This window comes from Alkalibacterium sp. 20 (assembly GCF_001885615.1).
GTDB lineage: Bacteria > Bacillota > Bacilli > Lactobacillales > Carnobacteriaceae_A > Alkalibacterium.
In genome coordinates this window covers 1-26,963 of sequence record NZ_LSRN01000033.1, presented here as the reverse complement: position 1 = coordinate 26,963, position 26,963 = coordinate 1, and the positions used below count along the sequence as shown (strand labels likewise).

General features: G+C 39.8%; 24 protein-coding genes, 3 tRNA genes, 1 rRNA gene, 1 other RNA gene and 1 pseudogene. 4 read left to right on the top strand and 26 right to left on the bottom strand.

All coding sequences use genetic code 11. The features are described from left to right. Positions 1-132 precede the first annotated feature (132 nt). The 5 genes from AX762_RS06380 to AX762_RS06360 all read right to left on the bottom strand — a co-directional run bounded on the left by AX762_RS06380 (position 133) and on the right by AX762_RS06360 (position 3,780). Positions 133-477 carry a DNA replication initiation control protein YabA gene (locus AX762_RS06380; protein ID WP_071848322.1) on the bottom strand — a complete coding sequence of 115 codons (345 nt, stop codon included), beginning with the start codon at positions 475-477 and terminating at the stop codon, positions 133-135. A 135-nt stretch (positions 478-612) separates the two neighbouring features. Then, a complete protein-coding gene (gene holB, locus AX762_RS06375; RefSeq protein WP_071848321.1) occupies positions 613-1,605 on the bottom strand; it encodes a DNA polymerase III subunit delta' in 993 nt (330 codons plus the stop codon). An 18-nt stretch (positions 1,606-1,623) separates the two neighbouring features. Then, on the bottom strand, positions 1,624-1,953 hold the full coding sequence (locus AX762_RS06370; RefSeq protein WP_071848320.1) for a cyclic-di-AMP receptor: 330 nt from the start codon (positions 1,951-1,953) through the stop codon (positions 1,624-1,626). 32 nt (positions 1,954-1,985) lie between these two features. Further along, positions 1,986-2,615, bottom strand: coding sequence for a dTMP kinase (gene tmk, locus AX762_RS06365; RefSeq protein ID WP_177244051.1), 630 nt, complete (start codon positions 2,613-2,615; stop codon positions 1,986-1,988). A 223-nt stretch (positions 2,616-2,838) separates the two neighbouring features. After that, positions 2,839-3,780, bottom strand: a complete 942-nt coding sequence (locus AX762_RS06360; RefSeq protein ID WP_071848318.1) for an NADP-dependent oxidoreductase — start codon at positions 3,778-3,780, stop codon at positions 2,839-2,841. A gap of 517 nt (positions 3,781-4,297) precedes the next feature. On the opposite strand from AX762_RS06360, the gene AX762_RS13320 reads away from it, so the two are divergent. Beyond that, positions 4,298-4,759 carry a DUF4573 domain-containing protein gene (locus AX762_RS13320; protein ID WP_371261634.1) on the top strand — a complete coding sequence of 154 codons (462 nt, stop codon included), beginning with the start codon at positions 4,298-4,300 and terminating at the stop codon, positions 4,757-4,759. 97 nt (positions 4,760-4,856) lie between these two features. Here the strand turns inward: AX762_RS13320 and AX762_RS06355 are convergent. From AX762_RS06355 to AX762_RS06320, 8 genes and pseudogenes are all read right to left on the bottom strand, one after another. Then, positions 4,857-9,254, bottom strand: a pseudogene (locus AX762_RS06355) (5'-nucleotidase C-terminal domain-containing protein); the annotation flags it as partial. 580 nt (positions 9,255-9,834) lie between these two features. After that, positions 9,835-10,062, bottom strand: coding sequence for a YaaL family protein (locus AX762_RS06350; protein ID WP_071848316.1), 228 nt, complete (start codon positions 10,060-10,062; stop codon positions 9,835-9,837). Positions 10,063-10,069: 7 nt separating this feature from the next. After that, on the bottom strand, positions 10,070-10,666 hold the full coding sequence (gene recR, locus AX762_RS06345; RefSeq protein ID WP_071848315.1) for a recombination mediator RecR: 597 nt from the start codon (positions 10,664-10,666) through the stop codon (positions 10,070-10,072). Positions 10,667-10,730: 64 nt separating this feature from the next. Continuing rightward, positions 10,731-11,048 (bottom strand): YbaB/EbfC family nucleoid-associated protein, encoded by a 318-nt coding sequence (locus AX762_RS06340; RefSeq protein WP_071848314.1) that lies wholly within the window; start codon positions 11,046-11,048, stop codon positions 10,731-10,733. A gap of 21 nt (positions 11,049-11,069) precedes the next feature. Next, a complete protein-coding gene (dnaX, locus tag AX762_RS06335; RefSeq protein ID WP_071848313.1) occupies positions 11,070-12,806 on the bottom strand; it encodes a DNA polymerase III subunit gamma/tau in 1,737 nt (578 codons plus the stop codon). A 153-nt stretch (positions 12,807-12,959) separates the two neighbouring features. After that, positions 12,960-13,049, bottom strand: an RNA gene (gene ffs, locus AX762_RS06330) — signal recognition particle sRNA small type. Positions 13,050-13,100: 51 nt separating this feature from the next. Continuing rightward, positions 13,101-13,307 carry a hypothetical protein gene (locus AX762_RS06325; RefSeq protein WP_071848312.1) on the bottom strand — a complete coding sequence of 69 codons (207 nt, stop codon included), beginning with the start codon at positions 13,305-13,307 and terminating at the stop codon, positions 13,101-13,103. Positions 13,308-13,426: 119 nt separating this feature from the next. Next, complete coding sequence (locus AX762_RS06320) at positions 13,427-13,996, bottom strand: GNAT family N-acetyltransferase (protein ID WP_071848311.1); 570 nt, start codon at positions 13,994-13,996, stop codon at positions 13,427-13,429. Positions 13,997-14,202: 206 nt separating this feature from the next. Between AX762_RS06320 and AX762_RS06315 the strand changes: the two genes are divergently transcribed. Then, a complete protein-coding gene (locus AX762_RS06315) occupies positions 14,203-14,922 on the top strand; it encodes a hypothetical protein (RefSeq protein ID WP_071848310.1) in 720 nt (239 codons plus the stop codon). Between the two features lie 47 nt (positions 14,923-14,969). On the opposite strand, the gene AX762_RS06310 is transcribed toward AX762_RS06315, so the two are convergent. The 5 genes from AX762_RS06310 to AX762_RS06290 form a co-directional block, all read right to left on the bottom strand. Beyond that, on the bottom strand, positions 14,970-15,464 hold the full coding sequence (locus AX762_RS06310) for a hypothetical protein (RefSeq protein ID WP_071848309.1): 495 nt from the start codon (positions 15,462-15,464) through the stop codon (positions 14,970-14,972). Positions 15,465-16,207: 743 nt separating this feature from the next. After that, positions 16,208-17,485, bottom strand: a complete 1,278-nt coding sequence (locus AX762_RS06305) for an ABC transporter permease (RefSeq protein WP_071848308.1) — start codon at positions 17,483-17,485, stop codon at positions 16,208-16,210. Further along, positions 17,478-18,377 (bottom strand): ABC transporter ATP-binding protein, encoded by a 900-nt coding sequence (locus AX762_RS06300; protein ID WP_071848307.1) that lies wholly within the window; start codon positions 18,375-18,377, stop codon positions 17,478-17,480. Before AX762_RS06300 ends, AX762_RS06305 begins: the two co-directional genes overlap by 8 nt. Before the next feature lie 325 nt (positions 18,378-18,702). Further along, a complete protein-coding gene (locus AX762_RS06295; protein WP_177244050.1) occupies positions 18,703-19,107 on the bottom strand; it encodes a secondary thiamine-phosphate synthase enzyme YjbQ in 405 nt (134 codons plus the stop codon). A gap of 84 nt (positions 19,108-19,191) precedes the next feature. Next, the gene (locus tag AX762_RS06290) at positions 19,192-20,223 is read right to left on the bottom strand and encodes a branched-chain amino acid aminotransferase (RefSeq protein ID WP_071848305.1); all 1,032 of its coding nucleotides are present in this window, start codon (positions 20,221-20,223) and stop codon (positions 19,192-19,194) included. A gap of 147 nt (positions 20,224-20,370) precedes the next feature. On the opposite strand from AX762_RS06290, the gene proC reads away from it, so the two are divergent. Further along, entirely contained in the window at positions 20,371-21,174 is an 804-nt protein-coding gene (gene proC / locus AX762_RS06285) for a pyrroline-5-carboxylate reductase (RefSeq protein WP_071848304.1), read from the top strand. Positions 21,175-21,226: 52 nt separating this feature from the next. Here the strand turns inward: proC and tadA are convergent, their stop codons facing one another. Next, positions 21,227-21,721 carry a tRNA adenosine(34) deaminase TadA gene (gene tadA / locus AX762_RS06280; protein ID WP_071848303.1) on the bottom strand — a complete coding sequence of 165 codons (495 nt, stop codon included), beginning with the start codon at positions 21,719-21,721 and terminating at the stop codon, positions 21,227-21,229. 100 nt (positions 21,722-21,821) lie between these two features. Here tadA and AX762_RS06275 point away from each other — a divergent pair, with 100 nt between their 5' ends. Continuing rightward, positions 21,822-22,685: a helix-turn-helix domain-containing protein gene (locus AX762_RS06275; RefSeq protein WP_071848302.1), complete on the top strand. Its 864-nt coding sequence runs from the start codon at positions 21,822-21,824 to the stop codon at positions 22,683-22,685. A 44-nt stretch (positions 22,686-22,729) separates the two neighbouring features. On the opposite strand, the gene AX762_RS12770 is transcribed toward AX762_RS06275, so the two are convergent. The 7 genes from AX762_RS12770 to rrf all read right to left on the bottom strand — a co-directional run bounded on the left by AX762_RS12770 (position 22,730) and on the right by rrf (position 26,961). After that, on the bottom strand, positions 22,730-23,227 hold the full coding sequence (locus AX762_RS12770; RefSeq protein WP_177244049.1) for a hypothetical protein: 498 nt from the start codon (positions 23,225-23,227) through the stop codon (positions 22,730-22,732). A gap of 86 nt (positions 23,228-23,313) precedes the next feature. Then, positions 23,314-25,806, bottom strand: coding sequence for an ATP-dependent Clp protease ATP-binding subunit (locus tag AX762_RS06265; RefSeq protein WP_071848301.1), 2,493 nt, complete (start codon positions 25,804-25,806; stop codon positions 23,314-23,316). Positions 25,807-25,811: 5 nt separating this feature from the next. After that, positions 25,812-26,297, bottom strand: coding sequence for a CtsR family transcriptional regulator (locus AX762_RS06260; protein WP_071848300.1), 486 nt, complete (start codon positions 26,295-26,297; stop codon positions 25,812-25,814). A gap of 257 nt (positions 26,298-26,554) precedes the next feature. Next, positions 26,555-26,628: transfer RNA gene (locus tag AX762_RS06255), tRNA-Arg, on the bottom strand. Between the two features lie 29 nt (positions 26,629-26,657). Continuing rightward, a tRNA-Lys gene (locus tag AX762_RS06250) sits at positions 26,658-26,730 on the bottom strand. Positions 26,731-26,739: 9 nt separating this feature from the next. Next, positions 26,740-26,812, bottom strand: a tRNA-Val gene (locus AX762_RS06245). A 33-nt stretch (positions 26,813-26,845) separates the two neighbouring features. After that, positions 26,846-26,961 (bottom strand): 5S ribosomal RNA (gene rrf / locus AX762_RS06240). Positions 26,962-26,963 lie beyond the last annotated feature (2 nt).

The window sequence follows — 26,963 nt, the reverse complement described above, 5'->3', positions numbered from 1 at the left end:
ATATATATTGTTTTATTTTAAACCAAACACTACATGTTGTGTTTTTAACAAATAGAAAAAACCTCCATAAAATGCGTGTCAACTGCATCTCGGGAGGATTTTAATTTAATTTTTCGATTTATTGTGAATTAATTATCTTCTTTCACCGTAAATAACTTCTAAACAAAAAGCACACGGTTCATCGCCATCTCTTCTTGAACCGTAAAATAGATTACAGACGTGAAAACCGTCTTCATATATTTTTTCGAGATTCAACCGAGATTTCGTCATGCCAGAGTCTGTTATTTGTTTTTCGATCGACTGCTGTTTAACTACTTCTGCTAAGCGATCTCTGAGATGTTGATTTTCCATTCGCAGCACATTATTTTCTTCAGTCAAGTGAGATAATTCTTCTTTGATGTTTTTAATTATACTCAATGTGGCTTCTGCTTGGGATTCTAACTCAGAAAACGTGTCGTGTAATTCTTTTTTATCCATTTTTCACCACTTCTTTGCTCTTCTTAGCCTAATTATCAGTGATGCGTTGACCTAAAAAATGTCACCTTACATCTCTTACTAGCATACCATGATTAGACTAAAAATGCCAAATGAACGCTAATTCTTTATAAATACTTATACTGACTCTTTCATTACGGCTAGCATTTTGAGTGCACTCATTTCAAAAACACCTTGAGCTGCCACATTACTGACTAAATATTTTTTCCCAGTTAATATGATGTCCATTAAATCAGCAAGTGTACCTGCATTTAATCGCTCAGCTTCTTCTCGAATTTTATCACGGTATTTAAAGTAGCCGCCCGTGTGGTCACTGGATATTTGAGAATTCAAGATGTCTTGTAAAATAACTAAAAATAAATCGAGCACTAACTGATATTCTGCTTTCTCTTTGACTAACGGCATGATTTCAGTGTGCACAAAGATAAACGCCTGATCGTCTTTTTTGGAAATGAGGACATACCACTTCCATACGGATTCAATCAAAGTAGTCAGGTTCTCATTTCCAGACAATTCCATGGCTTGTTCGGTATCACTGGTCAATTGACTCAGTACTGCCGCCCGTTCTTTCGATAAACCAGCTTCTTCCAAAGCCATCAGGCGTTTTTCTCTTGATAACTGTGGAAATTGAATCAATTGTACGCGTGATAAAATGGTAGGCAGTAACAGATGTTTCGCCGACGTCATTAAGATGACCAGGATATCTCCATCCGGCTCTTCTAAAAACTTCAACAAACTGTTAGCTGCTTGGGTCGTCATTTTTTCGACGTCTTCGATCATAACTAGTTTTTTTCTGCCTTCAACACCACTTTTGGTGAACTCTTGTTTCAGTTCTCTGACTTGATTGATTTTAATGGACAAGCCATCTGGTTTTAATTCAATGACATCCGGATGTTGGTGGGATGCGATTCTTAGACAAGTATGACACTCTCCACAGGGTCCCTCAGAAAAATTTTGACAGAATAAACTCTGGGCTATCCATAATGCTGTTTCTTTTTTTCCTGTGCCTGTTTTGCCATCAAATAAATAGGCATGTTGCAGCTTGTTCTTTTGAATCAACTGAATAAACAGCCGCTGAATACTCGGCTGTTTGACTTTATTGGTAGACATTGCTCGTCTCCCTCGCGTTTAAAATTGTAAAAATTGATCAATGGGTAAGACAAAAATAGTGGCTCCCCCGACTTCAACGTTTATCGGATAAGTTAAATCAGATTCCAATGTGAAGTCATAAGAAGGTGAACTCATCATGGTTTGACTTCGAGTTGAACAGTTTTCTTTAATCAGTTCGAGTACATCATCCACTTTTCTATCTTCCACCCCCATTAAAAAGGTTGTATTTCCAGCTCTTAAAAATCCTCCTGTAGAAGATAATTTCGTGGCACGAACTCCCTTTTCTACAAATTGATCAGCCAAACGTTTACTGTCCTGGTTTTGTACAATCGATACGATTAATTTCATCTTATTTCATCCTCTCTATTAAACACTCTTTGTTACAATTTTCCTTTGACTATTTCCCACACTTGATTGAATACTGTTTCCTCTGGTTGACTCGCATCAACAGTTACAAAACGGTTCGGTTCTGCTTTTATTAGAGCCAAGTAACCTCTTCTTACTTCTTCATGAAAAGCGACTTCTTCTAACTCCAAGCGGTCTTGCGTGCGATTCGAATTTTTATCTTTAATACGATTAAGCCCAACTTCTGCATCTACATCTAAATAGATCGTTAAATCCGGTCTCAACCCTTCTATCGCAAACTCGTTGATTGCTTTGACTTCTTCAATACCGATCCCTCTTGCCTGACCCTGGTATGCAATGGAACTATCAACAAAACGATCACACAGGACGATTTCGCCTCTTTCAAGAGCAGGTCTGATTTTCTCGACCACATGTTGTCTTCGCCCGGCTGCTAAAAGTAACGCCTCCGTTCTGTCATCCATAATTGTATGTATCGGATCGAGTAAGATATCTCTGATTCTTTCTGCTATTTCACTGCCACCCGGTTCTCTTGTTACAACTAAAGGTTTGGTAGTTGCTTCTTGTATCGCTTCTACTAGTTTCTTTACGACACTCGATTTTCCTGCGCCATCTGGTCCTTCAATTGTGATAAATAATCCGCTCACATATTTTCCTCCATCTACAAATCTTTGTTCTGAACTCATTATACGATAGATAGTCAGTTGTTGTCTATTCTTAAAAAGTTATCTCGATAAAGAGAACCCTCTAATCACTCTTTAACCTCTACTAATCTTAAATATTTCCTTCCATCAATAGAAAAAAGAAGCGACTGAACAATACAGTCGCTTCTTTAATTTCTATACTATAGAATTATTTTACTAGGAATACTTATCCGCCTACTTTTATGACGATTTTCCCTACTGCATGATGCGTCTCACTCATTGCATGAGCTTCGTAAATACCTTTTTCACTCAATGGATAAGTGGCTCCGATAATTGACTTCACTTTTCCTTGTTCCATCAACTTAGCCAATTCTGTCAATTGTTTGCCATTTGGTTCCAGCCAGATATTATGAAATGCAACATCTGTATTCTCGATCAACTCTTTGTCTGCTTCCGCAACAATAGAAATGACTCTCCCAGTATGAGGTTTAACAACCTTGAAACTATTTTTCAAGATTTCTCCACCCATAGTATCAATAACAACATCTATGTCACTTAAGATTTTGGTAAAGTCCTCATTTTTGTAGTCAATAAATTGATCGACCCCTAAACTCAGCAATAACTCTCGATTATTTTCACTTGCTGTAGAAATAACAAAAGCACCTTTACTTTTTGCTAATTGTATAGCGTATGTTCCTACACCACCAGATCCAGCATGAATCAAGATTTTTTCTCCAGCAGCCAACTTTCCATAATCAAAGACTGCTTGCCAAGCAGTCAGTCCAGCTAAAGGAGCAGCTGCTGCTTCTTCAAATGAAATAGTTCCAGGAATATAAGCTAATAAATTGTCATCTACTGCAGTATATTCAGCGTATGTTCCAAAACGTGTTGTGTCTGGACGTGCAAATACGCGATCGCCAACTTTCCAATCGGTTACTTCACTGCCTACTTCAACAATTTCTCCAGCAACGTCCCATCCTAAAATAATAGGAAATTCCCATGGCATCATTTTTTCCAGATATCCTTCACGAAGTTTCCAGTCAATAGGATTAATTGAAGTTGCTTTTTCTTTTACAACAACTTGATGCTCTTTAGCTATCGGCATTGGTACTTCTGTTTCTTTCAATTTTTCTTTTCCACCATACTCTTCGATAATAACAGCTTTCATTTTTACTTTCCTCCAAACAAATACTTGTTGTTTTACAATAATTTTTTCTTACTAATAATAAGTATAACTGAACTTCTAACAGATTGACACTAATTGGGCTGAACTACAAATAGGAAAGCCCTTTTTTAAAAATCTTTTTATTAGCTACATCAATTTTTTCTCAAGGGCTATAACGTATAAAATATCAATTTGATCTTCAATGGTTCATTTAACTACTTTCGAAATGTTATCTACGTCACTTCACTAGCTCTTCTCAAGCTATTTTGTTGAAATAAGAAACTAGTTATTATGCTTATAATATGTAATTCAAATAGTTTTTTTCATAAAAAATCAGGTCGATAGTTAAATAACTATCGACCTGAAATCTATTTTATTTATTCATTAGAAAATTTCTTTTTGTATATGACCATAAATGCGCCGGTAATCATTGAAACTGTTCCTAACAATAAATACATATACGTGTTTGTAGCAGTAGCAGGTAAAGCTTCACCTTTGTGCTCTGCAATTACAGAATCACTTGGCTTTCCTGATTCTGCTGGTTCGCCCGGTTCGCCTGGTTCGCCCGGTTGTCCTGGTTCGCCTGGTTCGCCCGGTTCACCCGGTTCGCCCGGTTCACCTGGTTCGCCCGGTTCGCCCGGTTGTCCTGGTTCGCCTGGTTCACCCGGTTCGCCTGGTTCGCCCGGTTGTCCTGGTTCGCCCGGTTCGCCCGGTTCGCCCGGTTGTCCTGGTTCGCCCGGTTCGCCCGGTTGTCCTGGTTCGCCTGGTTCACCCGGTTCGCCTGGTTCACCCGGTTCGCCCGGTTCACCCGGTTCGCCGGGTTCACCCGGTTCGCCTGGTTCACCCGGTTCGCCCGGTTCACCCGGTTCGCCTGGTTCACCCGGTTCGCCGGGTTCGCCCGGTTCGCCGGGTTCCTCAGGTAGATCTTCACCATCTAAATCAATTATTCTGCCTTCAATCACTGGGTTTACAATACCATTAAGGTATTGTTCTTCAACCATATAATCACGTAATTGTTGCCAGTCTTCTTCACCAATATCTCTGACACGTCCTTCTTCAAATGCTTTAGCGAAAGTTTCAAATCCGTCTCCGCCTTTACCTGTGAAGCCGTTCGTTGTCACAAGATAAGTTTCTTCCATACTGATTTCTGTTAATTCCCCATCATTATCGATGTACATCTTGACAATGCGGTCACCGGCTTCTCTTGTGCTGTCAAAGTAGAATTTCATACCGGATACGTGTAAGAATCCACCATTTTCTGCAGGTGCCTGACGGACGCTGTGTTCTATAATGTCTTTGATTTCCTGTCCGGAAAGTTCTGCAACGACTGGATTATTACCGAATGGTAACACGGTCAATATCTCTCCTGTAGTAATCGGTCCTTGATCGATGCCGGCACGAATACCGCCACCATTCTGGAAGGCGATGACTATTTCAGGGAATTTCTCCTGTGCTTTCGCTAGCATTGCGTCTGTAATCAGGTTGCCTAATCTTGTTTCATCAGCACGTACGCTGAATTCACTGCCTTCACCGTGTCTTGGATTTTCCAAGGCTTCAACAGCGACTGCACCGATTTCTTCATTACTGATTGCATCAACGTGTAGTTTGTATTCTTCCATCACATCGAGAGCTTCAGCGTCAGCTGGATAGTCGCCCACATTGAGCAAGGCTCCAGCATGTCCAACTACTTCACCTTCGGCATTGAATTCAACGACTAAAGTTCCTAGATTCTGTGCGTATTGTCCACCCTGGACAATAACGGTTGGGGCTTTACTGTTACCCTCTGCATCTTCATTGACAATAACGGGTTCTTTGATCTCTGAATGTGAGTGTCCGCCAACGATAATATCGATACCGTCAACTTCCATGGCTACACGCAGGTCATTGCCCATTTCTGGTGCTGTATCAAACCCTAAGTGGTTGACAGCCATGATTTTATTGATACCTGCATCTTCAAAAGCTTGAACAGCTTCTTCTGCAGCTATTATGAAATCTGTGAAGTCAACGTCCTTCGGACTGGCGATATTTTTCGTGTCTTCTGTAAGTAAACCGAAGACGCCAATTTGTTCACCGTTGATTTCATGAATGATACTGTCATAGATCAATCCGTCTTGAGGATTTTTCACCAGTGACTCATTTGTTTCGTATGATCTCATAAATGGATCTTGTGAAAAGTCGATATTCGTGCCCAAGAATGGGAACGCAGCGTTATTCACAAATTCAGCTAATGATGCGTGTCCGCCTTCAGCGTCACCCAAGTCGAATTCGTGATTACCGAAGGTCATCACATCGATATCCATCAAGTTCAACAATGCCAAATCAGCCTGGCCTTTGAATTCATTGAAGTATAATGTGCCTGAGAAAACATCTCCCGCGTTTACAAGCATTGAATCCGGTTTTTCACCACGGAATTCTTTGATAGCTGTAAGCATATGTGGGTATTTTTCGACTCGTCCATGCGTGTCATTCATGTGCATGACTGAGAATTCAAATGTTTCTTCTGCTTCACGTAAATCAATCTGAGCTAATACTGGATCATGGTCACTTGCTCGTCCATGCATATTAGTAAAGTCAGCGTTGACGTTGATTATGTCTATTTCCGCTGTGTCAGCTAGATTATTAGACACTAAAATATGGTCCAACACTTGAGAATTCCCTTGATAAACATAATTATATCGTTCACTCGCAGGTATTTTATTGACGAGATTAGTTAATTCTTCCCCTGCTAGGAGTTCTAATGGTTTTGAGAATTCAAAATCATTCATATCTCCTAAAACCACGATATTTTCTTCTGGATTATCTGCTAAAATATCATCAACGAAAGAATTGATAACTTTTGCTAAATGATTACGTTTGGTTCTGCTTCCAAATTCTGGGGGTTGGATTTGTCCATAATACGGATCGTCCCCACGCTTAGAATTTAAGTGGTTATTGATCACAACGATACTTTCACCCTTAAATTCAAATTCTGCTGCCAATGGTTTTCGAGTCCCACCGAATTCAGAAGGAGATACACGGCCTGGGTTCAATGTCAATTCGCCATCGACATAACCAACAGCCTCATTTATACTGCCGCCATCTTTTTCAGTCATCGAGACACGTTCAGGATTATATAAATATCCTACACGAATGTTACCACCCGGTGCTCCACCATCTTTGTTATATTCAGGATTGATATTAGCAAATTCATAAGACGGTCCACCTGCAGCCGCAATCTCATTTGTTAAACGTTTATAACTTGCATCAGCTTCTGGTCCTGTTGAATCCGTTCCCGCGTTCGCCATTATTTCAACTATTCCAATGATATCTGGACTGTTCATATCATTAACAAATGTATTAGCGATTCTTTCAGCTTTAACGTCAGATGTTTCTGACGTGTTTGCTGAGAAGTTCTCAACGTTATAAGTTGCTACAGTTAATTTTTCTTCGTCTTTTACAATTGAAGTAGCTGAAGAAGCAGCTGCAACTTCAACGTGAGCAGCTTCCATGTCTGCTAAATCTGAATAAATTTTATAGTTACCGAAACCGTAATTCACAACACCCTCGACGGCTTCAGTGAATTTATCTCCTGTTTTAACAGCAAAATCTCTTGCATCATTATTTGGTTGTAATTTAAACTGGATCAATCTAGAATCCGGTCCGTCTTCTGACAGTCTAAGACCGCCATTAACAGTTATATTTGAGGGTGTATAGTCTTCTGATACAACCACTAAATCACCGTACGACTGAGGTGCAACGGCTCTAGAAGGCTGAACTTCGACACGCATACCTTCAATACTTTCCCAGAAATCAAGAGAGTATTTATCTGGATTGAAGACTTCTAAAGTTGTTCCGCCTTTGATTTCTCCAGGTATGTCACTTGAAGAAAGTTTCAGTGGAACTGGCAGATCAACATTATTTTCTGTAATTGTGACAATGCCACCTCTATCTTCACGTGCGTTGATTTGAGTGATCGGTAAGTCAGTTGCTGCTTTATCACCGTAACCATCAATCTGGTACTCAGATACTTCACCAGTGACCTCAACGAGATCGCCTACTCTAGACCCACTGTCATTTCGACCTGTGTAAACAACTATCCCTTCAGAAGTGTGAGGATTATCGTCTTTCATATCATCAGGTGTCTGCATGTGGAAATAGCTTGCTCCATAAATGTCATAGACATATGTGACGATACCTTTTACATTATAAACGGTCTCGCCAGCCATCGGAGAATAATGTGTTGCACCCTGAATCTCATGTATTTTATTTCCTTCAGCTAAATCTACGACATTATAATTAAATTCTGTGATTTCACTGAAACGATCATCAACAACAGCGATTGCTTTTAAAGTTAAATCTTCTTCCATAGCAATTGGAGCTGTGTAAACGTTACTTGAAACCGTTGGCTCAGAGCCGTCTGTTGTATAGTAAATGGTTGCATCCGTTGTAGTAGTATTCAGAACAATTTCTGTTCCAAGAAGTACATTTCCACCTTTCGGACTGGCAAACACCGGCTGAACGATACTTGAATCTTCTGTAATGTCAAAAATATCACGAGGTAAGATTTGATATGTATCATCAAATTGTGACACGATCCCTGTGATCGATTCATATGTTGTTCCTACATTTAGACCAAGTACTTTATTTTCGTCTCGAACTTCAAATTCAACGCCAGAACCATCAATCCCAGTATAGTTTGATCCGCTGACATCAGTTATTTCAACGCTTGTTAAGATAACTAGTTTTGATTGGTGGTTTGGAAGATCCGCACCCGTTAAATGTAAGGGGGCCGGTACTTCGGTACCTTCTGTTTTCTCAATTAAAGTAGCACTATTAATTTGGAGGAAATTTCGGTACATACCCAGGTCACCACTTACAGTAACTTCATCACCTAAGCTTACATCTAAAGAAGTTGGTCTAACAGCTATAGCTGCCGTTCCATCCTGAATTTGAATAGAATTATTTAATTTAGCAGTGACTACCCCTTTTGTTTTAACTTCTCCAGTCGCTTGTGCTCTAGCGTCCTGAATAGAAAGAAGCTCTAGCTCTGCCGGTTCTTCTGGAGTTACCTCGCCACCTGTATCCTCTGTTGAAAGCGAGATATCACTTACACTTTTAATACCATTCGTACCAAAGTAATCCTCCAAATCTCCTGAAACAACTACTTCTGTTCCTAGCATATCCGGATTAGTCTTTAGTCCAAATTCGCTTCTTAAATGGTTGTTGGGTATTTGTACAAAAAGCATGTTTGCAATAGCTGTTTCATCCGGACTATCTGCGATGGCAAAATTTGTATCCGCAGATAGATTATCGGCACTTACATTAGTTGAACTTACTACATATCCGACCACATAACCTTTAACCGTTGTTTCGTTCTGATCACTACCGCGATTCAATGCATCAGATACAGAAATAAACGATTCGGCTTCGACCGTAGTTTCAGCTAAAGATTCTGTTTCAAGATTGGTTGAAGTGTCTGTTCCGATGACTTCCGTCATCGCAGGATCAGTTTCTGTATTAGCATAAACGGATAGTGGAGCAGCTGTTTGAGCAAATGAACTTAACAGGAGCATTGTTGCTAAAGAAAAGCTATACTTCTTTCGCCAATTATTGTGCATTAAATTCTCTCCCTTTACATAATAGTTTACTCTATCATTAAATATGTGCAATTTTCGTCAAACAATATCCCTCCTTATTACTATTGACATAATAAATATATAGTTAATCAATAAGACTTACTTGACACTTTCATAAAAAACTCTATTGAAGTTCCCTTCATTTAGAGTTCTCTACATAAATGATAGCGATAACAACATGCAACAGTAACTTCCCCCTCTCTTATTATAACTCCCAGTTATTATCGCTATTATCTTATAGTTTAATCTACTGATTTCGAATTGTTAACGCTTTCATTATTAAAAAGTATATTAGTTTTTTATAATGATATACTTTTAATAATGCTGTAAGAATGAATATGAAATCCGCCATATACACATTAATTTTCCTGCCGCTCGAGGCTTCTAAAAAAAGCAATAAAAAAACGACTAACGTTTAGTCGTTTTCCTGAAATCTTCATTTTTAATCCAATATATTCCCGTTCAGTCTTCTGATGCGTGCTTCTTTAAACAAATAATAATATTTTGCTTTTTGCAGCTTATACTGTGCACGCCATTCCGGTTGTTCATCGATAATTACTGATTCAACTTTTTCGTAAGCTTCAAACTGTTTTTTCTGTTCCCTGATCAATTTCATCAACTTTTCATCATATGAACGCTTTAGTTTACTTTTTCTATTAAATAATGGCATCGTGCACCTACATCTCTCTTCGACCTTCAACTGCTTTAAATAAAGTCACTTCATCTGCATATTCAATATCACTACCAACAGACAAGCCATGAGCCAATCGGGTTACTTTTATCCCAGCCGGTTTGATCAAGCGTGATAAATACATAGCTGTTGCTTCACCTTCAGCGGTAGCATTGGTCGCGATGATCACTTCTTTTACTTGATCTTTTTGAAGACGCTTGATCAACACAGGAATATTGATATCTTCGGGTCCGGTTCCTTCAACGGGCGATAACACACCATGTAAGACATGATACAAGCCTTTAAACTCATGCATTTTTTCCATTGAAATGACATCTTTAGGGTGTTCGACGACCAAAATGATTGATTGATCCCTGTTTTTATCCTCGCAGATATCACAAGGGTCATTCTGAGTCATGTTTCCACAGATAGAACAATACTGTAAATCCCTCTTTACACTGATTAATGCTTTGGCAAAACGAGTGACATCCTCTTCCTGCATATTGACCGTGTAAAAAGCCAGACGAGCAGCGGTTTTTTCACCGATTCCTGGTAGTTTCATATAACTTTCCATTAATTGTGCGATCGGTTCTGGATAATGCATGATTGTTTCCTTTCTAACGTAAAGCCTCAAACTAAATTGAGGCCTCCACTCTTTTACTTAAACCTTACATTCCGGGTAGTCCCATACCTTTAGAATATTTACTCATCACTTTTTCTGTTTCTGAATCTATTTTTTCTAAAGCGTCATTTATGGCCAGTAAAACTAAATCCTCGATGATTTCAACATCTTCAGGGTCAACGATTTCTTCTTTGATTGAGACGTTTTTACATTTTTTATCTCCCGTAAAGATAACTGTTACGAGATCACTATTCGCTGTCCCAGTGAATTCTTTTTCATTTAATGTTGCTTGCTCACTTTCCATGTCTTTCTGCATTTTCTGCATTTTTTTCATCATACCTTGCATATCTCCCATTCCACGCATGTTTAATCTTCCTTCCAAATTTTAGTCGTGAATTTTCACGTTTTCTTCCCCGAACAGATTGACTGCCTCGCTTACGACAGCATCCATTTCTTCTGCCTCTTTCGTTACTTGCTCTTCTTCCGGCTCGCTCGTTTCTTCATTACCAGGGCCACTCTTCATCTGATCGATATACGCTTGTCGGACCTCTAGCCATTTGCCAGAGGGGACGGTTGCCAATTCAGCCCGGCATCCGATAACTTTTTCCAGATAATCCCCGACCGCATCGATCAGGAAGGTATCATTAGCTGCTCTTTCACATAGAATATCATAATCAAACGTGACAACCAAACCTTGGGGACTCGCTGCCACAGGTTTTGAGGTGTTCATAATCGCCTTTTGGCTCGATGACAATGCATTGATCAAGTCCACCCAGACGTCTTTTAATTTAGCTAAATCATCCCGGGTGGCGTGTTCAAGTATCCCAAAGACTTGATGGGTGTCTACTTTAAACGTTGTTTGACCCGCTTTTTTCCTTGTGGTTGGGCGTTTAGGAGCTGCATTTCCCTCAGTAATAGGCGAGGCCTGCTGCATCTGTTCAATCGCTTTTTGCATCTGACTCAGTCTATTTTTAAGTGACCGGATCTCTTGACTGTCACTCGTATCTTTTTGTACCGTCGCCGTTGCTGCTACGCGAGGTGTCGACACTTGTGATAGACGAACCGTCGCCACTTCTAAATACACTTCTGCATGAGTAGATGTCCGCATCTCTAGTTGCGTTTGATTCATAATGCGAATAACGTCATAGATTTTTTCCGGGTCAGCCGCTTCGATGAGTTTATTAAACCCGTCATCCACCTTGCTCATCTTGAGTAACGTGTCTTCTTTTGTTTTCTGATAAATGAGTATATCTCGAGAAAACAGGATCACATCTTCAACTAAACGATTTGCATCTTTGCCTTCCTGCATCATCTGATGAAGTAACGCAAGACCTGTTCCTGTGTCTTGATTCAATGCGGCCGTTAAATAGTCGATCATCAATTCCTGTGTGATACTCCCAGTAATCTTTAACGTGTCATCTAAATTAACTATGCCATCTGAAAATGAAATGACCTGATCTAAAATACTCAGTGCATCCCGCATCCCGCCTTCAGCTGCTTTTGCAATGCTCATTAAGGCATCCGGGTCGAATTCGATGTTTTTTTCATTCAATATATATGTCATTCGTTTAATCATATCCAGCGGAGAGATACGTCTAAAGTCAAACCGTTGGGTTCGTGATATGATGGTTAAAGGGATTTTATGTGGTTCAGTCGTCGCCAGAATAAAAACGACATTCATTGGCGGTTCTTCTAGGGTTTTCAGTAGGGCATTGAATGCGCCCATGGATAACATATGCACTTCGTCAATAATATAAACTTTGTATTTCGCTTCAGTGGGTGCGTAATTCGCTTTTTCTCTGATGTCACGAATTTCTTCTACACCATTATTACTGGCCGCATCGATTTCTATAACGTCACCAAGTTTCCCCTGGGTAATGGACCGACACAGATCACATTCATTACACGGTTCACCGTCCACAGCATTCGGACAATTCATTGCTTTGGCAAATATTTTAGCCGCACTTGTTTTCCCTGTCCCTCTAGGGCCAGAGAACAAGTACGCATGACTCGTATTCCCATGACTTAATGCATTTCTTAACGTTCTGGTCACAGCTTCCTGTCCCGCAACATCTCCAAAACGTTGGGGTCTCCAGACGCGATATAAAGCTTGATAGCTCATGTTTCCCCTCTTTTCTTACGAAATCGGTCTCTATACTATTATAGGTGAATTCTTGTCTAATTGAAAAAGGTTTTTTAAAAGTTATCAAAAAAAAGATGCCCTTATAATAAGGAACATCTCTATCTATGAATAGTTATGAATTATTCATGGCTATGTAATCACAGAACACACGGCGGAGCAATACTTAGTGCTGCTTCCTTCCGGACCTGACACGGTTCATATGCCCACCGTTGTCCTGTGGCCTCTCGGCACTTCTTATGATAGCATACATAGATAAAATTTTAAAGGAGAAATTTAAATTGAACAACTAACCCCTTTATTAGCGCGGATAACTCTGGAACTACTTTTAGAGGCGATAACTGGAATGATCAAAAAGACTGATATTAAAACAAATACCGTCGTCAAACCTGATTCGGGTAAAAGATAAACAATACCTTGAAGGATCATAAAGTAGAGAAGATAAAATCCGATACTAAATGCCGGACACATAAAACGTTTCATTATACTCACTCCTCGATTCATGATGCATTATACCATATGGGGTATGGAATATCTAGTCGTTATATTCCCATGACGTTTTTCCTTGAGACATTTAGCGCGTCACATAAAACAGCTGTTAGTTAATTCTTTTTTCGTGACGCATCGTATTCTTCTTTCAAAATTGAATAATACACATCGTTGAAATATTCTCCATTTTTCCATTTACCCACATGACGCATGACGCCTTCCCTCTGCATCCCTATGCGCTCCATTACCTTGCCGGACACTTCGTTGCGCTCATCATGAAGAGCTGCGACACAATCTAGTTTCATTGTCTCAAAAGCATATGTTAGTATTGCTTCTGCCGCTTCCGTCATATAGCCTTTACCGTGATAATTTTTATTTAAAGCATAACCCATGATCGCGCGATGATTCTCGTCTTTCACTCTTAAATCAATTGTCCCGATCAATTTACCCGTTTCTTTTAATTCAATGCCATATTTTCCAAAGGGATCGGTAAGGAAATATTCGACAATTGCTTCTTCTGTTTTTTCCACCGATACATGTCGTTCAAAGACAAAATATGTCGTTTCTTCATCGGAGGCATATTCATACATATCTTCCTTATCAGCAAGCGTCACCGGCCGTAGAAAAAGTCGTTTGGTTTCGATTTTTCCACTTTTAGCCATCGTTAAATTTATTTCATTCATTTCTCTACAACTCCTTGTATCACTTCGATAAAAACGGACCATCTTTTCATTCATATCTAGCTTTTTCCTTAGTAAAAAAGGCTACTTTCAACATAAAGTAATTTTCAGAAAATTTCATGAAACCAGTTGACGATTCGCTTTTATAGGATTATAATAGTTTAGCTTGAATGATTCAGGGAATTATTATATCGAAAGAAGGAATCTGCATGTCTGTGACAACCTTGGCTGTCGCTTTGGGTTTTACATTTATTCATATTGGCTCAAAACATTTCAAATTACGTGTATTTACTGTTAATCAATTTACATCGTTTGTAGGTGGGATCTCTCTCTCCTATGTTTTTTTTCATCTCATTCCTACGATTAGAACATACGAACACGAGGTCATGGAAACCTTCCATGTAAATGCAACGAATGCCTCCCATGTTATTTTTGGTTCTATGCTATTAGGCATTATTATTTTTTACTTTTTAGAAGTTGCTTTAAAATCAACCCGTTTAAAAATAATGAAAAACACTCAGCCTTCTACAGGGATATTTTGGGCTCATATTGGCTCATACTTTTTGTATAACTTTATTATTGGAATGTTATTAGCTACTCAACAATTTCGATCCTCAATGACTGCAACGATCTATTTAGTAGCTATCGGCTTGCATTTCCTAACCAATGACTGGGTGCTACGTCATCACTTTAGAGCATTATATGATAGTTATGGATTGAAACTTCTCGTACTTGGTGTCATAGCTGGTTATCTTTTAGGCGCCAACATTCATGTTTCTCACTTATTTGTTGGATTACTCGAAGCCTTTGTTGCCGGTGGATTAATGCTGAATGCCATTAAAGATGAATTGCCTGCTTGCCGCGGAAACGGACTCACTTCATTTATGGTGGGCTTATCGCTTTATTCAGTTTTATTGTTATCTATTTAATCAAACTGGAAGCCAGAGATTTTTTATCTCTGGCTTTTTTTATCTCTTTAAATTTTTTTCTTGTCACCACTAACGAACCCCGTTACATCCCATTTCCATCTCTCAGAACGTTTTCTTATTTTACTTTGTATCAACACAATGCTGAACCATGTTCCGTACAATAAAAGCATAGCAACAAAGAATTTCAGGCCATTAAGCGCAAAATCAGAAAGGTTCATCTGTCTGGTGAATAACTTTAAAACAATCGGTGCCGCGGCGTAGGTAATAATAAAACTTGATAAAATCAAGTAGAGACCGTCTTTTAAAAAATCACTCAATGCGTAATGGTATTTCGTATCCATTAATCCAAAAATAATGAGTTCAATGAGCATAAATGCGACGACCACAAATGACATGAATATATAATTGAAATTTTCTGAAAAGAGTAGAAACAAAATGGCAATGGACGGCAAAACAAAGAGGGCTTTGTATCTCTTCTTTTTGTCACGCTCAGTTAATTCATCGAATTTTAATATATCTCTCACCTCGTTCTCATTATACACAAAAACTTTCTCTTTTACTAGTAGATAAAAAAGGAAAAGAAAGCCTTCTCAATCTTTCTGTTCAACCCTCATATAGACTCTTGTTATTTCTAGTGAGATCAATTTATTAAGAAGAAACCTTCGACGTTAACGTCGAAGGTTTCTTCTTAATAGTGACATTTCAAATTAAGTCCCCACTGGTAAGCTTTCCGCTTTGAGTGGTCACTTGAGAACGATTTAGTGACTGCTCACAAGTGATCTACATGACGGGTGGACGCTTGGGGCTTCCATTAGTCACTACTCATTATTTAGTTCTTTACCAGCGGTCACTAACGAGGTCTTATGCTTACCGCTCGTGAGTTGCTTTTCAATGGGCGGTCACTAATAAGGGGCTACACTTACCGCTCCAAAGCTTTCGTTCTATGACTGGTCACTAATGGGGCTCATTAGCTTCCACTCAATAAAGGCTTATGGCTGAGCAGTCACTGATCGATGACGATACTGCCCACTCTCTTCTTGGCGCCAGCTCAGTTGACACTTGAAAAAGCAAGGCGGACTACTCAGGAAAAAAAATGCTAGGTTAGCAGTTAACGATTATTTTATCCTTGAAAGGCATCGGGTCTTTTTTTAAATAACGATCATTCTCTCTTTTCTAAAAAAAACTTGGTTCAAAGATCAACAATGAGAATTTATTCTGCTCGATACCCTAAGAAAGAGGCTGGACATCTGTCCAGCCTCTTCATCTTTATCTTTATCCATTCACGTTATGCTTGTTGCCGGCGTGCTTTTCTGTTGCTCTGCATGATGCTCCATGAACGTTTGATGGTACCCAGCAAGTTTGTGTCAGAGTAAATCAAGACGTTGGAGCGATAGAACGCTAAGGATATGATTGAAATCACAATGGCAAAACCAACTGTACCAAAGATTGATAGCCATATGCCTAGTGTAGAAACGGTCCCGGCCGCGATCCTAAACGGCATCACAAATGGCGTAAAGAGCGGGATATAAGAGAACACAGCGACAAATGAATTGTCTGGCGCACTTAAAGCAAACATGCCCACATAAAACCCGGTCAATGCCAGGAAGATGATCGGCGTAACGGCCTTATTCACATCTTCCATCTTGGTGGCTAAGGACCCGAAGAAGGCAGCCAGCACCACATACATCAGCACGCCTGCAATAAAGAAGATGAGGGTATAACCCATCAGTTCCTGCAGTATGCTAGCTATATCCACACCACCAACGATGTCTTGAATGAATTGAAAATCTCTGAAGTAGAGATAAGCAGCTCCCCCAACCACAGCATAAATAGCTAACTGCGTTAAGAGGATCAGCATGACGCCCGTCAGTTTGCCAAAGAAGTGATTCGTTGCACTGGCACTGGATAAAATCACTTCCATAATGCGCGTGCCTTTTTCGTTGGCAACTTCTTCGGCGATGATACCGGCATAAGTCATGATAAAGATCATGATGGCAATACTGACAAAGTAGGCCCCGCCTTGTTGAATAAACTGATCAGCAAAATCTTCTTCCATAAGCGTTCCTTCATCGATATTTATCAATCGATTCTCTAGCAGTGCCGGTTCTGAGAGAGCCAGCACTGCTTCTGGTGCCAAGTCCAGTTGATCGGCTCTTAACATAGTTTGATAGGTCGATAAGGCTTCTTGTATCATTGGTGACTGATCTGATAATTCATTCGTGTGGACCAGTTCTGCCTGGATCGTTCCGTCCACAACCTCCGCTACGAGATAGCCTCCAATGGATTCATCCAGTAACGCTTCTTCTGCTTCCTGTTCAGTCTCGATCGCTTCATTCACTTCGAGGTTCCACTCTTCGTTTGAAAAGAGCTGATCGATCCCTTCGTCTTCTGCAATAACAGCAATCGGCAAGTCAGGGGTCTGCTGTTCTTCTTGGGAGAAGTAATAAGTCAATCCGGCGATGAAGGCCACGACAATAAGTGGCGACAGCACCATGATGAGAAACCCGAAAGATTTGATATTCTTTTTGTATACTTCTTTTGTTATCACCCAATATTTATTCATTCTTTTCACCAGCCAATCGTTTAAAGATTTCTTCCAGGGTCGGTGGCTGTTGACTAAAGGTTGGAATATACCCATCTTTAGTCGCGGCATTGAAAATAGCCTTTCCGTCTTCTGTTTCAGTTAAGTAAACGACGTCAATGCCATCGTTTGTTTTCTCAACGCTCTTGACACCGGGGAATAGATGCAATTCCTCAGGGGTCAAGTCTGATTCCAAAAAGAGCTTGGTCCGACCAAATTGTTGCCGGATATCCCTGACTGTCCCATTCAGGACCGGTTTACCATCTTTCAACATGATCAAGCTGTCACACAACTCTTCAATATTATTCATATTATGACTGGAGAAAATAATACATGCGCCGTTTGCCTTCGCTTCTCTGATCCCGTCTTCAAGCAATTCAGCATTTACAGGATCTAGTCCGCTGAAGGGTTCGTCAAGGATGATTAATTCCGGTTGATGGATCAAGGTAGAGATCAACTGTACTTTCTGCTGATTACCCTTGGATAGTGTTTTAACTTTATCTGTTTTCTTTCCTTTTACTTCAAATCTATCCAACCACTGATCGATCAACGGTTTGATCTCACTCTTTTTCTTGCCACGCAACTGGGCAAAATAGAGCAGTTGGTTTTCGATAGAAACCTTTGGATACAGACCGCGTTCCTCTGGCAAGTAGCCTATTTTATCGAACGTCTTTGTTGTTAAATGATGCTCATTCCAGAACACATCACCTTTATCCGGGGTGAGTAACTTTAATATGATCCGAAACGTCGTGGTCTTACCTGCACCATTTTGACCGATCAAACCCATGATTTCGCCCGGTTTAATGGTGAAATTCAAATCATCCACTGCCGTAAGCGACCCGAACGTTTTCTGTATGTCTTTTACTTCTAACATGTCTCTCCTTCTTTCTCTTTTTATGTATCGTTCTCTAGTTGATACTGAAAACTTATCAACAGTTCTATTCTACGATATCTCCATTGTAAATTCATCCGTCCAAAGGACAATCTTCAGGCTAAGCTTGATTTCCTTATCCATCCAATGCTAAGATATATCTATTTTCATTATAAACGTTTTACAGTAAAATTAAAGTACAAAAATCATCTGTACTTATTTATTGTTTGCACTTTCCTGAAAGCCCTTTTTCTTTGCCCTATACAAAAAGAGGTCTAGACACGTGGCCTAGACCTCTCATAACTATTCATTGCGATTAAGGCAGGAACTAGCCTGCCATTACTTTTACATAAAAAGTTCGCTGTCTCGGTCCGTCAAACTCTGTGAAATAGACGCTCTGCCAAGTACCAAAGACCACTTTTCCGTCATGTATGATCAATGACTCACTGGCACCCATCAGAGAAGCTTTCATGTGTCCATCAGAATTCCCTTCCATATGGACAAAGTAAGCGTGGTTCGGAAACGTCTCATCGAGTGCGCGACCTAGATCTATTTTAACATCCGGATCCGCATTTTCATTGATTGTGATTCCCGCTGTCGTATGTGGGCAATAAACGAACATCATACCTTCGCTTACGCCACTTTCTTCCAGTGCTACATTCAGATATGAGTCCAATCGTTTGAATTCCTGCTTATCTTGCGTCGATAAACTGAATTTTCTTACATAGGTCATCAGATACCCTCCTCTGCTTATAGCCTAACTAAAGAAATCGTCTGCTTCAAAGGAAATGACCGAGATGAATAGCTGGAAGCATCATTAAACTTTTTCTATCCATCCTTCTGGCGCTTCGATATCCCCGAACTGTATACCGACCAATTCATTATAGAGCTGCACCGTCACGGGACCCACTTCATCTTCAGAATAGAACACATGGAAATCGTCTCCTACTTGCAATCCTCCGATTGGCGCAATTACCGCAGCTGTGCCGCACGCTCCGGCCTCTTTGAACTGGTCAAGCTCGTTTACATAGACATCCCCTTCTTTGACAGTTAAGCCCAGGCGATTTTCTGCCAGCCACAGGAGTGATCTCTTTGTAATGCTAGCCAGTATAGAAGGTGATACAGGTGTCACAAATTCATTATCATGGGTGATTCCAAAGAAGTTGGCCGCACCGACTTCTTCGATTTTAGTTTGAGTAGCCGGATCCAAATACACGGCATCACTAAACTGACGGTCTTTGGCTTCTTTACCCGGAAGCAGACTTGCGGCGTAGTTTCCGCCTACTTTTGCTGCCCCAGTCCCTCTGGGAGCCGCACGATCATATGTGCTGACTAAAAAGTTTGAAGGTTTTAGTCCGCCTTTAAAATAAGCACCGACTGGCGTAACGAAAACAGAAAAGATATACTCGTCTGCAGGTTTGATCCCGATATTATCTCCTACGCCGATCATAAATGGGCGAATGTAAAGGGAACTGTTTGTTCCGTAAGGTGGAATCCAATCTTCATTTGCTCGCACGACGTTTTTTACTGCTTCTATGAACTTATCCTCTGGAAAGGTTGGCATAAGCAAGCGAGAACAGCTTCTATTTAATCTTTTCGCATTTTCGTGGGGTCTAAAGAGATTGATCGACCCGTCTTTTGTACGGTAAGCTTTCATACCTTCAAAACACTGCTGCCCATAATGTAAAGCCGCAGAGCCTTCAGAAATGTGCAGTTTATTATCCGTAGTTAGTACCCCTTCGTCCCACTGACCTTCTTTATAGTGCGAAATAAATCGGTAATCTGTTTTAATATAGGAGAAACCTAAATTCTCCCAATCCAATTGTTTCGTTTCTTTTTCATTTATCATCATAATTTCCCCCATTTTTTCCTTAAAATTTTCTCACGACTTTATTATACCAAAAATTCAAGGGGAAAGTCTTTGACGATTTATAGAGTTAAACTATTCAAGTAAAGTATGATAGACTTAAAGAAACTGAGTCAAAGGATGATAAGTATGGAAATAGGTTTCATTGGTTTCGGAAACATGGCAAAGGCTATTGCCAAAGGCTTGATTGATAACAACGTCTCAGAAAGGGCTAATATTTGTTTTTCCACTCGATCAAAAGAAACACAATTGGCTGTTGAAAAAGACTGGGCAATAAATGGGTTGGAGTCCAATCAAGCTGTCATCGATCACTCAGATGTCATTTTACTGGCTGTCAAACCTCACCAAGTGGCTGACGTCCTAAACGACTTAGATTTTTCTTCTGACGTGCTGCTTTTATCCATTGTTGCCGGTTATTCAAGTGAACAGTTACGTCACTATATTTCACCAGAAAACTGCATACGAACGATGCCCAATTTAAATGCACAAGTGAACGCCTCAATGACGGCACTTGTTGAAAACAAACATGTCTCTGAAGCTGATATGGAAAAAGCAGAAATAATCTTTTCGGCTGTGGGCGAAACGGTTATTGTTTCAGAAGATCAGCTGGGTATCTTTATTGCTTTAGCAGGAAGCTCTCCGGCTCTCGTATTTCTCTTCATCGACACGTTAGCCCGCGCCGCTGTAAAGCACGGTATGCCCAAGGATAAAGCGACTAAAATCGCAGCTCAGGCCGTTTTAGGCAGCGGAAAGACAGTCAAAGAGTCCGCAGACTCACCGTGGAATTTAATCGATCAGGTCTCTTCACCTGGAGGAATAACCGTTGAAGCAGTATTAAGTTTACTTGAAACTGACTTTTCCGCTTCCATAATCAAGGCAGTCGACACCATGATCGAGAAAAATGAAGAAATGACAAGCAGAAACACGAAATAAACTAAAAGACCACACTGCAAAGTATTAACTACTTTGCAGTGTGGTCTTTTTATTATTCTTTCTGTTTATCTTTCTTTTTCTCTTCTCTTAACTGTTTAAAAAAAGACGTCAGTAATGACCGGCATTCTTCTTCCATTACCCCGGCGTGTATCTCACATTGATGGTTCAGTCGCTCATCTTCTAAAACGGTCATCAACGTCCTGACTGCTCCACCTTTAAGATCACTGGGTCCATAATAGATACTCTTTAAGCGCGCCAGTACGATCGCTCCGCTGCACATCACACACGGCTCCAAAGTCACGAACAGGTGGCAGTCTTCAAGACGCCAATTCTCCAGCTTTTTGTTTGCTTCTTGTATCGCAATCATTTCGGCATGGGTAGTTGCATTTTGCGAAGACTCTCTCTGGTTGTATCCTCTCCCAATGACCTCTCCATCTTTGACAATAACAGCTCCGATCGGTACTTCGCCTATTTTTTCAGCTTTCTTTGCTTCTTCAAGTGCCTCGGTCATCCATCTTTCTATTTCCTCTTGAGTGAATTCTGACATGTTTACTCGCTCCATCTTCAAACTTTCTTCTATTACCGTTTGTTTATAAAAATACGAAACAATGGTAAAATAAGAATAGCATAATTAAGGAGGAAATACATTGGATTTTTCCAAGTTAAAAAAACTCTATCCTACAGCGACACTAAGTAAACACCCCTTTGTGGAAGAGGACACCCTCCGTATTCCGTACAAAAATCAATGGATTCATATTCCCAAACAGCTATTAGACGAAAAAGAAATCCAGGTGCTTGATCTTTTAAAAGAAGAGATTCAGCCCGCTACATTTCCGTCGTCCCATTCAAAATGGTTCAACTATATTGAAGGAAATAGAGAATATCCTCCACAGACAACCCATCCCGTTCGTCTGATTCAATTAGTTATAGAAAAAATCGATGATCAGTTTGATTATTCTATTTGGATCGATTCGATTACTCATTTATTTGAGCCGGTCCTGGATGTTTTTTTTATAACTCAAGAAACGTGCTATGTTATTCAGGATAATACAGCTCAACCTGTGAATCAGGAGGAGATATATGGGATGTTAAAAACGCTGGAAGACGATTTTTCCATTCGCACAAATGCGTACATCGGACAATTCTGGCAGCCCGATCATTCACTGAAAAACGTCTTTAAAGAGGAACAGCGTATCTTTCAGGAAGAAGCTTCTTACTTACACGACCGTATCTGTTCCCTGCCCGATGTAGCTTTAAGATACTTTACGAAAGAAGCCATGTTTCGCAGTGTGGTGATGCAGGAACTGAAGAAACAGATTGATGAACAAGTAGAATGGAAAGAGTTGATCGTCGCTCTCTGGGAAAGCCAGGGCAATATCAGTGTCGCAGCAAAACATCTTTTCATACACAGGAATACCCTACAGTATCGTATGGATCGTTTTTACGAATCGACTGGATTATCTTTAAAAAATATGAACGATTTACTTTTGTGTTACTTACTCGTCTTATAATCAAGACACTAAAAAAGAGACTCAGCTGAGTCTCTTTTTTAGTGTTATTTTTTTATTTTTTTCATTGCTTTTTTTGTGTCTTTTTTCTTGTCATGCATATAACCTTTGAAATCATCAGTCATATGAGAAAATTTATTTTCCAAGTCATTTACCTTATCTACTGTCCCCAGTAATGTATTGACTTCATCATCTGATAATTTATTCACGAGATTTTTTGCTTTTTTATTCCCATGAAACTTACTTCCCACATAATATTTTGCTCTATAACGATTGAAAGCTGATTTTGTCTTGGTCTTGGCTGAATCTGAAGTAAAAAAGAAAGTGCATAGACCTACTAAAAACGCTACACCTACTCCAATTAAAATGTTTTTTTGGTTGTCATCTAGCTGTTGATCATGGTACATACTATCTCCGTCCTTTCGTCTATTGATTGTAATCATCTTATCAAAAATGAAGGCGTAATACCAAAGATAACTATCATCAAAAATTAATCCGAAAATAACAAAAGACTGAGCGTTTAAAGTAGCGATTTGTTTTCCCACTTTAAACGCTCAGTCTTATAAATGAAAATTAGTTCTTCTTATAGTCGAAAACGCTTTGACGGTTTCTTCACTACCAATGTTGTCTATTAATTTTTTGCTAATTTCTTTTTCTTACTACTCGCAGACTCTCTTACCTTAAGCGTGACTTCTCCTTTTGATGCACCAAGGGTAACCTTATCTCCTAAACTGATTTCTCCTGCTAATAGTGCTTCACTCAACACGTCTTCAAATTTATTTTGAATAGCTCGTTTGAGCGGACGAGCACCGTATTCTGGATCAAACCCAACATCGGCAATAACATCCATAGCCGCATTGGTTATTTTCAACTCTATCCCCAGTTCATCCATACGATTAATGATGTTTTTCGTTAATAATTGAACGATTTCTCTTAATTCGTCTTTTTTAAGTGATTGGAAAACGATGGTATCATCAACACGATTCAAGAATTCGGGACGGAAAGTATTTTTCAGTTCTTCACGAATCCTTTTTTCCATCGAATCATGATCGAAGCGTTTATCCACTGCACCAAATCCAACTGATTTCTCATCACGTAAGGCTGTCGCACCCAAGTTTGATGTCATAATCAAAATAGTGTTTTTAAAGTCCACTTTCCTTCCTTTGCCATCCGTGAGTAAACCATCATCCAATACTTGAAGTAAAATATTGAAGACATCAGGATGAGCTTTTTCTACTTCATCAAGTAAAATCACAGAATATGGTTTCTGACGGATTTTTTCAGTTAACTGTCCGCCTTCATCATATCCGACATAACCGGGGGGTGCACCGACCAGGCGACTTGTAGTGTATTTTTCCATATATTCAGACATGTCTACGCGAATAAGCGCTTCTTCGCTTCCGAACATGGCTTCAGCTAAAGCCTTCGCTAATTCTGTTTTACCGACACCTGTTGGCCCTAGGAACATGAATGAACCAATCGGACGATTGGGATCTTTCAAGCCACTGCGAGCACGTCTGATCGCTTTAGATACAGCCACGACTGCTTCTTCTTGTCCTACGACACGCTGATGCAGGACTTTTTCAAGCTGCAGGAGACGCTCGCTCTCTTTTTGCTCCATTTGATTGACCGGTATACCTGTCCATTGCGAAACGACTTCAGCTATGTCCGATGCGTTTACTTCCAAGCGGTCATCGTCAGATTTTTCACCTTGCTTGATGATTTTTTCCAATTTTTTACGCTGACGTGATTCTTTTTCTCTGATCAAAGCGGCACGTTCAAAATTCTGTGATTGAATAGCCTCTTCTTTTCTCTTAATTAAATCTTCCAGCATTTCCTTTGCTTTCGATAACGGTGTGGGTGTATCACTTTTATCCATTCTTACTTTTGACGCAGACTCGTCCATTAAATCAATGGCTTTGTCTGGTAACTGTCTGGAAGTAATATAGCGCACTGAAAAATAAACAGCAGCCCTTATGGCATCATCAGTGATAGATACATCATGATGATCTTCATACCGTTCTCTTAATCCAAACAAGATTTCTTCCGCTTCTATTTCTGTTGGCGGATCAACGTGGATGGAGGCAAATCGTCTCTCTAAAGCGGCATCTTTTTCAATGTGTTTCTGATACTCATCTAGAGTAGTCGCACCAATTGTCTGTAACTCACCACGAGCTAGGGCTGGTTTTAATATATTGGAAGCATCAATTGCTCCTTCAGCTCCACCTGCACCAATAAGCGTGTGTAACTCGTCGATAAATAGGATGACATTTCCATCATGATAAATCTCGTCAATGATTTTTTTCATACGTTCTTCGAATTCACCACGGTACTTCGTTCCAGCAACGAGTGAGCCCATGTCTAGTGTCATCAATCGTTTGTCTGCTAATGCAGGCGGCACTTCACCCGCAATGATTTTTTGAGCTAATCCTTCGGCAATGGCTGTTTTACCAACACCCGGTTCACCTACAAGTACGGGATTGTTTTTCGTCCGACGACTTAATATCTGAATGATACGTCTGACTTCTTTGTTTCTGCCCACAATAGGATCCAGTCGATCTTCACGTGCTTGCTGCGTTAAATCACGTGCCAATGAGTCTAATGTAGGTGTGCCACTTGATGGTTCCTGATTTGATTTAACAGTACGTCTTCCACCTATTTTACTTCTTGAACTCTTTTGTTGTGCACCTAGTTTTTTCAGAACCAATTGTCTCGCTTTTGCCAGATTGATATCAAGATTATTCAGTATCTTGGCTGAAAGAATATCTTCATCCCGCAATAACCCTAATAATAAGTGCTCAGTTCCCACAAGCGGTCTTTTCATTCGTCGCGCTTCATCCGTCGCATATTTAATAATTTGTCTCGCTCTTGGTGAATAAGGAAGAATAGCATGTTTTGGTACAGGTTCAGTTGTTCCATAGCTGGCAAAATGTTCTATTTCATCCTTTACATCCTGTTCTGTTATATTTAACTCTCTTAATGTCATACCTGCAATGCCTTCATCTTCAATAACTAGTCCCAATAGAAGATGTTCGGTTCCTACTGTACGATGGCGGAAGGATTTCGCTTCTTCTTGTGCTATAAGTAGGGCTTTTTTAGCTTTATCTGTAAATAATTCATTCATATTTGTTAGTCCGCCTTTCTATTATTGGGCTCTTCGTAACGTAAATTAGCGAGCATCGAGCGAAGTAAATTAGCTCGAACTCGATTGTCGGTCACACGATCACCCGTATATAGTGACTTATCCATTGCCACTATCATCAATTTAGCTTCACGTTTACTAATGATTTTATCATCGTACAATTTCTGGACAACAGATTTAGCATCTCTTTCGAAAATACTATTACCAATGACTTCAATCATCGTATTAAGCATATCTGACTCATCTAATACTTGTACTTTAATTATACGAATATAGCCACCACCACCACGTTTACTTTCTACAAGGTATCCCTTTTGGATTGTAAAGCGTGTATTGATGACATAATTAATTTGCGAGGGCACACAATCAAATAATTCTGCAATCTCACTCCGTCTAATTTCTACTTGTTCTTTTTGATTCAACACTTTCTTAAGATAGGCTTCAATGATATCTGTCATATTTTTATTATCCATTATGATTACTTAAAGAGTTAAACTTGAAAAGATCTTTATTAATAAAAAACCGATCAAGTACTCTTTCTGTTCCCTCCTTTACACTTGACTCTTTTGAGGAACGTCATTAGTTTGACTATTTTTGACTAATAATAATTATACCAATAAATAATCCAAATTAAAAGAGAGAAGACATCTGAGTTTTAGGAGTTTTGGATATAATAAAAAAAGTGATCTCAGATTTAATCTAAGATCACTTTTCACCTATTTTAATTCAACGCGCCCTAAAGGACTTGAACCTTCAACCGCCTGATTCGAAGTCAGGTGCTCTATCCAATTGAGCTAAGGGCGCATTAGGTAGATGAAGCCGACATTTAAGAATGAGCCGTGCAGGATTCGAACCTGCGACCCTCTGATTAAAAGTCAGATGCTCTACCAACTGAGCTAACGGCTCTGAAAAAAATGGAGGTTAACGGGCTCGAACCGCTGACCCTCTGCTTGTAAGGCAGATGCTCTCCCAACTGAGCTAAACCTCCAAAAAAAGGTTTAAAAGATAAAAAAAAAGAGCTGCACGGCAACGTCCTGCTTTCACAAAGGGAAACCCTTCACTATCCTCGGCGCTGGGAAGCTTAACGGCTGTGTTCGGAATGGGAACAGGTGGATCCTTCCCGCCATCGTCACCGCACA